8 protein-coding genes are annotated in these 6,510 nt (G+C 69.2%); 3 read left to right on the top strand and 5 right to left on the bottom strand.

Annotated elements, in window-relative coordinates:
- Both AC07Y4_RS27720 and AC07Y4_RS27715 read left to right on the top strand, forming a co-directional pair.
- Positions 1–658: GntR family transcriptional regulator (locus AC07Y4_RS27720; protein WP_495275404.1), on the top strand; the 658-nt coding region annotated here is incomplete at its 5' end.
- A gap of 79 nt (positions 659–737) precedes the next feature.
- Positions 738–1,664 (top strand): fatty acid desaturase family protein, encoded by a 927-nt coding sequence (locus AC07Y4_RS27715; protein ID WP_487847675.1) that lies wholly within the window; start codon positions 738–740, stop codon positions 1,662–1,664.
- A gap of 4 nt (positions 1,665–1,668) precedes the next feature.
- Here the strand turns inward: AC07Y4_RS27715 and AC07Y4_RS27710 are convergent, their stop codons facing one another.
- Positions 1,669–2,559, bottom strand: a complete 891-nt coding sequence (locus AC07Y4_RS27710; protein ID WP_095747334.1) for an EamA family transporter — start codon at positions 2,557–2,559, stop codon at positions 1,669–1,671.
- 89 nt (positions 2,560–2,648) lie between these two features.
- Here AC07Y4_RS27710 and AC07Y4_RS27705 point away from each other — a divergent pair, with 89 nt between their 5' ends.
- Complete coding sequence (locus AC07Y4_RS27705) at positions 2,649–3,536, top strand: LysR family transcriptional regulator (RefSeq protein ID WP_495275403.1); 888 nt, start codon at positions 2,649–2,651, stop codon at positions 3,534–3,536.
- A 12-nt stretch (positions 3,537–3,548) separates the two neighbouring features.
- Here the strand turns inward: AC07Y4_RS27705 and AC07Y4_RS27700 are convergent, their stop codons facing one another.
- The 4 genes from AC07Y4_RS27700 to infA all read right to left on the bottom strand — a co-directional run bounded on the left by AC07Y4_RS27700 (position 3,549) and on the right by infA (position 6,065).
- Complete coding sequence (locus AC07Y4_RS27700; protein ID WP_095747332.1) at positions 3,549–3,872, bottom strand: hypothetical protein; 324 nt, start codon at positions 3,870–3,872, stop codon at positions 3,549–3,551.
- 91 nt (positions 3,873–3,963) lie between these two features.
- Entirely contained in the window at positions 3,964–4,134 is a 171-nt protein-coding gene (locus AC07Y4_RS27695; protein WP_167395080.1) for a hypothetical protein, read from the bottom strand.
- A gap of 94 nt (positions 4,135–4,228) precedes the next feature.
- Positions 4,229–5,671, bottom strand: a complete 1,443-nt coding sequence (dbpA, locus tag AC07Y4_RS27690) for an ATP-dependent RNA helicase DbpA (RefSeq protein WP_062482564.1) — start codon at positions 5,669–5,671, stop codon at positions 4,229–4,231.
- A 124-nt stretch (positions 5,672–5,795) separates the two neighbouring features.
- On the bottom strand, positions 5,796–6,065 hold the full coding sequence (gene infA / locus AC07Y4_RS27685) for a translation initiation factor IF-1 (protein WP_062482563.1): 270 nt from the start codon (positions 6,063–6,065) through the stop codon (positions 5,796–5,798).
- Positions 6,066–6,510: the final 445 nt, after the last annotated feature.

The following is a 6,510-nucleotide window of genomic DNA, read 5'->3' as shown; positions in this document are numbered from 1 at the left end:
GAAGACCGCTCCCCGACCCCCGCCCAAGCGCCGCGCGGCCGATCTGGCCTACGACGCCATCGAGGCGCTGCTGTCCACCATGCAGCTGGAGCCCGGCAGCCAGATCGTCGAGGCCGAGCTGGCCGAGCGCACGGGCCTGGGCCGCACGCCGGTGCGCGAGGCGCTGATGCGCATGGTGTCGATCGGCCTCATCGTGCAGCAGCCGCGCCGCGGCCTGCTGGTGTCGACCATCGACCTGGCCGACCACCTCGACGTGATCCAGACCCGCCGCGTGCTCGAGCAGCTGATTGCCGCCTGCGCCGCGCGCCGCGCCACCGCGCCGCAGCGCCAGGCCATCGTGCGCTGCGCCGAGGCCATGGTCGAGGCCGCGGGCCGCGGCGACCTGAACGACTACATGCAGGCCGACCGCGCGCTCGACCTCGTCACCCACCACGCGAGCCACAACGACTCGGCGGTGAAGGCGGTGGTGCCGCTGATCGTGCAGTGCCGCCGCTTCTGGTACGCCTACCAGCACGAGGGCGAGATCGTCGAAGGCGCCAACGCGCACCTCGAACTGGCCCAAGGCATCGCCACCGGCGACGAGGCCGCGGCCATCGCGGGCGCCGAGCGGCTCATGGACTACCTCGAAGTCTTCGCCCGGAAAATCATCGACAAGTAGGCCGAAGGGCCTCGCCCGCAGGCGCCCACACCGGGGAACTACGCGTGATCTGCCGGCGCCTTCGCCGCATACTGGCCCGATGGCCGCTGCACCCCGCGCTCGACCCGAAGACTTCTTCACCCCCGACGAGTGGCAATCGCTCACCGCGCGCTCGTCCTGGCGGGGCCTGTGGCTGGTGGCGCACTGCTGGGGCGTGATCGGTGCCGCGATGCTCGTGGGCATCGTGTGGCCGTGGACGATTCCGCTCATGGTGCCGATCATCGGCACGCGCCAGCTGGGCCTGTTCATCCTCATGCACGACGCCGCGCACGCGGGGCTGCACCGCAATCGCAAGGTGAACGACTGGGTCGGCTACTGGCTGTGCTCGCCCACGCTGCGCGACTACCGGCCGTACCACCTGCAGCACCACCGCTTCGTGCAGCAGACCGAAGACCCCGACCTCGTGCTGTCGGCGCCCTTCCCGATCTCGCGCGACTCGATGTGGCGCAAGGTCGTGCGCGACCTGAGCGGTCAGACTTTCTACAAGCAGCGCTTCGGCCACATCGCCGACGGCATTCGTCAACGTGCACCGGGCGAATCGGCGTTGCGCGTGTTCGGGCGCGAGCTGGCGAAGGACAGGCGTTTTCTCATCGGCAACGGCCTGGGCCTGCTGGCCTTCGCCGTGGCGGGCTTCTGGTGGGCCTGGGTGCTGATGTGGCTGCTGCCGATGGCGACCTGGCTGCCGCTCGTGAGCCGCGTGCGCAACATTGCCGAGCATGCGCTGGTGGCGCAGAACGAGGCCGATCCGCTGCGCCAGGCGCGCACCACGCACGCCGGCTGGCTCGAACGCATCTTCGTGGCGCCCTACTGGGTCAACTACCACTGCGAGCACCACATGTTCACCAACCTGCCCTGCTGGGCGCTGCCGAAGGCGCACCGCCTGCTGCAGCGCCAGGGCGCGACCGCGCGCATGGAAGTGCAGCCCGGCTACCTGCAGCTGCTGCGCCGCGCCGCGCCTGTGGGCTGAAACCTCAACGACTCGGTGCGGGCTGCACCGCCGGCACCGGCTGCGCACCGCGCTGCGCCTGCTGGCTCAGCCAGATGCTCGCGATCACGATGCCGATGCCCGCCATCTGCCAGCCCGAGAGGCTCTGGCCCAGCAAGGCCCAGCCCAGGATCACGGCCGTCACCGGGCTCAGGAAGGCCAGCGGCGCGATCGCCGAGGGCTCCAGCCGGGCCACGCCGCGGAACCACACGATGTAGGTGAGCGCGGCGCCGACCAGGCCGAGCCAGGCGAAGCCGACCCAGTTCATCGCCGTGAGCGCGGGCAGCGGCGGTTCCAGCCACAGCGCCACCGGCAGCAGCAGCAGGCCGCCGGCCGTCAGCTGCCAGGCCGTGAAGGTCAGCGCCGACACCGGCGGCTGCCAGCGGCGGCTGAGCACCGTGCCGAAGGCCATCGACACCGCCGCCGCGAGCGCCGCGGCGATGCCCAGCGCGTCGAGCGTGGCGTTCGGCGTGAGCACCAGCAGCGCCACCCCGCCCATGCCGATCACGGCCGCCGCCACCGACAGCGCGCGCACCGGCGCGCCCAGCAGCAGGCCGGCGAGGAACACCACGAACAGCGGCTGCACCGAGGTGATGGTGGCCGCCACGCCGCCCGGCAGCCGGTAGGCGGCCAGGAACAGCATCGCCCACAGCACCGAGAAGTTCAGCGCCCCCAGCAGCAGGATGCGCCCCCACCACGCCCGGGGCGGCAGCTGGCGCACGATGAGCATCAGCAGCAGGCCCGCCGGCAACGCGCGCAGCAGCGCCACCGTCAGCGGGTAGTTCGCCGGCAGCAGCTCGGTGGTCACGATGTAGGTGCTGCCCCAGACCGCGGGCGCGATCGCGGTGAGCAGGAGGTCGGTGGTGCGGGAGGTCATGGCTCGAATCTAGGGCGTTGACCCGTGGTTGTGAATGCTCGAATAATGAATTGATTCTTTACTGACAGTCGTCAATCGAGCGCCGGCCCATGGACCATCTCACCGCCCTCAAGGTCTTTCGCACCACCGCCGCGGCGGGCAGCTTCGCCGGCGCCGCGCGGCAGCTGGGGCTGTCGGCGGCGGCCGTCAGCAAGAACATCGCCGAGCTGGAGGCGCACCTGAAGGTGCGGCTGATCAACCGCACCACGCGCAGCATGAGCCTCACCGAGGCCGGCGCGGCCTACGTGGAGCGGCTCGCGCGCATCCTCGACGACCTGGACGAGGCCGACGCTGCGCTGGCGCCCGTGGGGGCGAGCCCGGGCGGCGTGCTGCGCGTGAGCGCGCCGCTGACCTTCGCGCTGACCTGCATCTCGCCGCACATCCCCGCCTTCCTGGCGCGCCACCCCAACCTGCGGCTCGAGCTGAACCTGCAGGACACCCGCATCCACCTCATCGGCGAAGGCTACGACCTCGCGATCCGCGGCAGCGACCGGCTGGAAGATTCGAGCCTGGTCGCGCGCGAGCTCATGACCATGACCCACGTGCTGTGCGGCGCGCCCGGCTACTTCGCGGCCCACGGCCGGCCCGCCGCGCCGGAAGACCTGAAGGCCCACGAGTGCGTGCAGTTCACGCTGTCGGGCCATGCGAACAAATGGACCTTCCGCCGCGCCGGGCGCAGCGTGGCGGTGCCCATCGACGGGCGCTACAAGGTCAGCTCCAGCATCGCCGTGCGCGACGCGCTGCTCGCCGGCTTCGGCCTGAGCCTGGTGCCGCGCATCTATGTCGAGCAGGAGCTGGCGGCGGGCCGGCTCGAAGCCGTGCTCGCCGACTGGGAGGCCGACCGCACGCCGGTGTACGCCGTGTACCCCTCGCGTCACCTGGCGGCGAAGACGCGGGCCTTTGTCGACTTCCTGCTGGAGCGGTTCGCGGCGCGGTGAGGTGCGCGGGGGCTAGTCGCCCGCCGGCTCGGCGATCTCGGGCGCTTCCCACCCCAGCAGCTCGGCCAGCCGCTGCACGATCCAGCCGGCCTCGGGCACCGACACGCCCGATTCCGGCGTGGCCAGCCCGGCGTGGATGCGCCGCAGGATCTCGCTTTCGACCGGCACCTCGGTGTGGTGCTGGATCTGCGCATGGCCCACGAGGTGGCCGGCGAGGTCTTCGCAGATTTCGTAGCGTGCGCGCACCACGTCGATCGGTTCGCGCAGGCGCTGGCGCGCGTCGCTGTAGACCGCGAAGAACGAGGGCGGGATGTAGATCTGGTTGTCGTCGGACATGGCGGCGCGTGATGCAGGGCAGGCCCTAATGACAAAACGCGCCCGGGGGCGCGTTCGTCGTGGCTCCGAAGAAAGAGCCGCGGGGGCTGGATCAGCCGCCCTTGCTCGGGCGCTTGCCCGGGTTCTTCTTGCTGCGCGTGGCGGTGCCGCGCTCGAGGCTGATCTTCTGGCCGCCACCGTTGCGCGGCACGGTGTAGCCGGGCATGGGCGTCGGCTTCGGGCTGGCAAGACGGTCGGCTTCGGTACGGATTTTCTTGGGCATGGAAAGCTCGGATAAAAAAGATGTTCGACCCCCGATTAGGCCACATCGGCAGATTTCGTCTGCCAAGCGCCCAAACAGGAGCATGGGAGGGATGTCAGGTCGACTGCGGTGTCAGCAGGCGCACCTTGACGCTCTTGCCCTTCACGCGGCCGTTGCCGAGCTTGCGGGCGGCTTCTTCGGCAATGCCGCGGTCCACCGCGACATAGGTCGAGAACTCGTTGACGTTGATCTTGCCGACCTGGTCCTTGGTGTAGCCGCAGTCGCCGGTCAGCGCGCCCAGCACGTCGCCGGCGCGGATCTTTTCCTTGCGCCCGCCCACGATCTGCAGCGTGGCCATGGGCGGCGTGAGCGGTGCGCCCTTGGCGGGCGTGAGCTCGGCGAGCGGGTGCCATTCGGACTCGCGGCCCTGCAGCTGTTCGATCTTCCCGACGAAGCCCATCTCGTTCATGCTGGCCAGGTTCAGCGCCAGGCCTTCCGAGCCGCCCTGCTGGCCCACGCGGCCGGTGCGGCCCACGCGGTGGATGTGGATTTCGGAATCGGGCGTCACGTCGACGTTGATCACGGCTTCGAGCTGCGCGATGTCCAGGCCGCGCGCCGCCACGTCGGTGGCCACCAGCACCGAGCAGCTGCGGTTGGCGAACTGCACCAGCACCTGGTCGCGCTCGCGCTGCTCCAGCTCGCCGAACAGCGCCATCGCGCTGAAGCCCTGCGCCTGCAGCACGTCGACGAGGTCGCGGCACTGCTGCTTGGTGTTGCAGAAGGCCAGCGTGCTCACGGGACGGAAATGGTCCAGCAGCAGGCTCACGGCGTGCAGCCGCTCGCTGTCTTTCACCTGGTACCAGCGCTGGCGGATCTTGCTGCCTTCATGCTGGGCCTGCACCGTGATCTGCTCGGGGTTCTTCATGAACTGCTGCGCGAGCTTGGCGATGCCTTCGGGGTAGGTGGCCGAGAACAGCAGCGTCTGGCGTTCCTTGGGGCATTGGCGCGCCACCTTCACGATGTCGTCGAAGAAGCCCATGTCGAGCATGCGGTCGGCCTCGTCGAGCACCAGCGTGTTGAGTGCCGAGAGGTCGAGGTTCTCGCGCTCCAGGTGGTCCATGATGCGGCCCGGTGTGCCCACCACGATGTGCGCGCCGTGCTCGAGGCTGGCGATCTGCCCGCGCAGCGCGACGCCGCCGCACAGCGTGACGACCTTGATGTTTTCTTCGGCGCGCGCCAGGCGGCGGATCTCGGTCGTGACCTGGTCGGCCAGCTCGCGCGTGGGGCACAGCACCATCGCCTGGATGGCGAAGCGGCGCGGGTTCAGGTTGGACAGCAGCGCCAGCGCGAAGGCGGCGGTCTTGCCGCTGCCCGTCTTGGCCTGGGCGATCAGGTCCTTGCCGAGCAAGGCGGGCGGCAGCGCGGCGGCCTGGATGGCCGTCATCTGCGTGTAGCCGAGCTGGGTGAGGTTGGCCAGCATCTGGGGCGACAGCGCCAGCGTGGCAAAGCCGTGGGGTTCGGCCTGGAGGCCGCCGGCTGGGGAGGTGGTGGAGTTCATCGTTCGGCAGCCGGAGACAGACAGACAGGAAAACGCAAAGGGAAAAAAGTGACGGCCCGGAAAAGACAAAGGCCTTGCAGGGCCCCCTCCGGGAGGGCGCTCTGCAAGGCCGGCCGGGCGTCGCTCAGCGGCGGGGCGTGTTGTTGCCCGAGTTGGTCGGCGGGGGGCCGCGGCGTTCCAGGTGGCGGAACGTGATGCGGCCCTTGGTCAGGTCGTAGGGCGACAGCTCGAGCGAGACCTTGTCGCCGGCCAGGATGCGGATGTGGTGCTTGCGCATCTTGCCGCCGCTGTAGGCGATCAGCTGGTGGCCGTTGTCGAGCGTGACGCGGTAGCGCGAGTCGGGCAGGACTTCGGTCACTGCGCCGTTCATTTCGATCAGTTCTTCCTTGGGCATGTGTGATTACCTCTGAATCGTTCGATGTGTGTTGGAGATGAAGATGGGCGTGTTGGTTTCAGTCGGCCGGCGGGTCAGCCGGCGTCCAGGAATCTGTCGTTGCGGTGCGGGAAGCAGAAACCTGCCCACCGCGATGCTGTTGCTAAAGTGTCCATGAAGCCTGGGGCGCTGCGTGCCGGTGCGGGGCGCGCAATGCCGAAAAATTAGTGAGAACGGACGCGCCGCACGCGCGATTCGCTTCAACAGGAACGAAGGCAGTGGTGGCATTCATGGGCGCCCGGTCTGGCGCTCCAACACACTGTGAAAGCCGGCGTGGCCCGAGGGCTGGAAACGAGAAGCCTGATGAATCCTGGAACCCGGATTCAGATGGCAACGCAGATCGGCCGGCGGGGGTGACGAAATTCTTCGTCGTGGTATCGAAACGAACCCGACATTATAGCTTGCA

This window comes from Variovorax sp. GW460-12-1-14-LB1 (assembly GCF_059423605.1).
The sequence above is the reverse complement of the archived record's forward strand: the minus strand, read 5'-3'. Positions and strand labels throughout refer to the sequence as shown.

What these genes read in the sequence shown, in the direction of transcription:
- AC07Y4_RS27710 (WP_095747334.1), bottom strand. Translation starts at nt 2,559, where the DNA reads ATGACCTCCCGCACCACCGACCTCCTGCTCACCGCGATCGCGCCCGCG.
- AC07Y4_RS27700 (WP_095747332.1), bottom strand. Translation starts at nt 3,872, where the DNA reads ATGTCCGACGACAACCAGATCTACATCCCGCCCTCGTTCTTCGCGGTC.
- AC07Y4_RS27705 (WP_495275403.1), top strand. Translation starts at nt 2,649, where the DNA reads ATGGACCATCTCACCGCCCTCAAGGTCTTTCGCACCACCGCCGCGGCG.
- AC07Y4_RS27715 (WP_487847675.1), top strand. Translation starts at nt 738, where the DNA reads ATGGCCGCTGCACCCCGCGCTCGACCCGAAGACTTCTTCACCCCCGAC.
- AC07Y4_RS27695 (WP_167395080.1), bottom strand. Translation starts at nt 4,134, where the DNA reads ATGCCCAAGAAAATCCGTACCGAAGCCGACCGTCTTGCCAGCCCGAAG.
- dbpA (WP_062482564.1), bottom strand. Translation starts at nt 5,671, where the DNA reads ATGAACTCCACCACCTCCCCAGCCGGCGGCCTCCAGGCCGAACCCCAC.
- infA (WP_062482563.1), bottom strand. Translation starts at nt 6,065, where the DNA reads ATGCCCAAGGAAGAACTGATCGAAATGAACGGCGCAGTGACCGAAGTC.